The 2,385-nt window shown below is 52.5% G+C and carries 2 protein-coding genes; both read left to right on the top strand.

Annotated features, from left to right (window positions below; genetic code table 11):
* The first annotated feature begins 146 nt into the window (after positions 1 to 146).
* Positions 147 to 1,229, top strand: coding sequence for a nitrogen regulation protein NR(II) (gene glnL / locus ABYW01_RS19535; RefSeq protein WP_372836042.1), 1,083 nt, complete (start codon positions 147 to 149; stop codon positions 1,227 to 1,229).
* A partial coding sequence (glnG, locus tag ABYW01_RS19530) for a nitrogen regulation protein NR(I) (protein ID WP_372836040.1) occupies positions 1,213 to 2,385 on the top strand: 1,173 nt, incomplete at its 3' end. The genes glnL and glnG, both read left to right, overlap by 17 nt.

Below are 2,385 nucleotides of genomic sequence, written 5' to 3'. Positions count from 1 at the left end.
TTGGGCGGTTTTTACCCGGTTTATCTGTTTGTAGCCTGTAGAGCGTGAAATGCATAAAGCTGGTTTGGTTTTTGCATTTTCTTAACAATCCGATTGTCTATAAGCATGCAGGGTGCAGAATCCTGGCATGGAGAGACGGAAAGCCAATGCTCGTAAATGATATGTACAAAAAGATACTGGAGAATTTGGGGACCGCCGTTGTGTTGCTGGATAACCAGTTGTTTATCCAGTACATGAATCCGGCCGCAGAAATGTTGTTGGCGGCAAGTGCGCGTCAACTGAGTCGACGGGATATTGCCGAGTGGTTTGGTACGGATGCAGATCAGGTTGAAGGCTTGCGTCACTCGTTGCGCAGTGGTCATCCGTTTACCCGGCGTGAAGCTAAACTGAGAAACCAGTCAGAACAGATGCTGACAGTGGATTACACCGTGAATCCGTTACCGATGCAGCAGGAAAACTGGTTGCTGTTAGAGATAGAAGCCCGTGACCGGTTGATCCGTATTGAGCGGGAAGAAGAGCTGCTGACCCGTCATGCGAGTGCTCAAATGCTGGTGCGTGGTCTGGCGCATGAAATTAAGAATCCGCTGGGTGGCCTGCGAGGTGCGGCGCAGCTACTTGAGCGTGAGCTGGACGATATATCACTGCATGACTACACCCAGGTCATTATTGAAGAAGCTGACCGCTTACGGAATTTGGTCGATCGTATGTTGGGGCCAAGAAAATTGCCGGATATCAACGACGTTAATATTCACGCGATTCTTGAGCGGGTGTGCAGTCTGGTGGCGGCGGAAAGTGGCGGCAGTGTTGAGCTAATCCGTGACTATGACCCAAGTATTCCTGAATTCCGAGGTGATGCTGAACAGCTGATTCAGGCGGTGCTCAATATTATGCGGAACAGTATGCAGGCGCTGCAGGCAAGTCATACACAGAATCCGTCTATCAAGCTGCATACCCGAACCATGCGTCAGATTACATTAGGTACGGAGAAGCATCGTCTGGTGTGCTGTGTGCGTATCGAGGACAACGGCCCCGGTATTCCTGAAGAGCTGCTGAGTCAGATTTTCTATCCGATGGTGAGCGGGCGCGCGGATGGGACTGGTTTGGGGTTATCGATTGCTCAGTCGATCCTCAATCAACACTGTGGCCTGATTGAGTGTGATACCCGGCCGGGAAGAACCCTATTTGAACTATTTATCCCTTTGGAGCTGAACCATGAGTCTGTCAGGTAATGTCTGGGTCGTTGACGACGACCGCTCAATTCGTTGGGTACTGGAGAAGGCCCTGACCGCTGAGGGTGTCAATAACACCGTGTTTGACAGTGCAGATGTGTTAATCCAAGCGCTGGAAACACAAGTGCCGGATGCCATTATCAGTGATATCCGGATGCCGGGGACAGATGGTCTGGCGTTGCTCAACCACATTCAGGAGCGGTTTCCTCAGATCCCCATCATCATCATGACCGCGCATTCCGATCTGGATTCAGCAGTGGCTTCTTATAAGGGTGGGGCCTTTGAGTATCTGCCAAAACCATTTGATGTTGATGAGGCGGTTGCGCTGGCGAAGCGTGCGTTGGAGCATGCGATTGAGCAGCAAAAACAAGTTGAGGAGCAGGTCGCAGACGCGGAGACCGAAATTATTGGCGAGGCCCCGGCTATGCAGGAGGTGTTTCGCGCCATCGGGCGTTTATCGCAATCCAATATTACCGTGTTGATCAACGGTGAATCGGGAACCGGTAAAGAGCTGGTCGCCCATGCATTGCATAAGCACAGTCCGCGTCGCGAACAATCGTTTATACCGCTGAATATGGCCGCGATTCCTCATGATTTGATCGAGTCAGAACTGTTTGGTCATGAGAAGGGGGCATTTACCGGCGCAGCTGCTGCACGGCGTGGTCGCTTTGAACAGGCGGATGGTGGCACGCTGTTCCTTGATGAGATTGGTGATATGCCCGCCGATGCGCAGACCCGATTGCTACGCGTGTTGGCAGACAGTGAATTCTACCGGGTGGGTGGCCACACTCCGGTGAAAGTTGATGTCCGTATTATTGCCGCGACCCATCAGAATCTGGAGCAACTGGTACAGGAGGGGCGTTTCCGTGAGGATCTGTTCCATCGCCTTAACGTGATACGTATCCATCTGCCTACCTTGTCCGAACGTCGTGAGGACATTCCGCGTCTGACGCGTCATTTTCTGACAAGCTCTGCGGAAGAGTTGGGCGTTGAACCTAAAACGCTCAGTGCAGAAGCAGAGACGTATATATGTGGTTTATCCTGGGCCGGTAACGTGCGTCAGCTGGAGAACACCTGTCGCTGGTTGACCGTCATGGCTCCAGGTCAGACCGTGCGATTGGACGATCTACCGCCGGAGTTGCGCGATGGCGGCACC

This window comes from Pontibacterium sp. (assembly GCF_041587635.1).
In the GTDB taxonomy this organism is placed as follows: domain Bacteria; phylum Pseudomonadota; class Gammaproteobacteria; order Pseudomonadales; family Balneatricaceae; genus Pontibacterium.
Note: the sequence above shows the minus strand (reverse complement) of the source record. Positions and strands in the feature narration are given on the sequence as shown.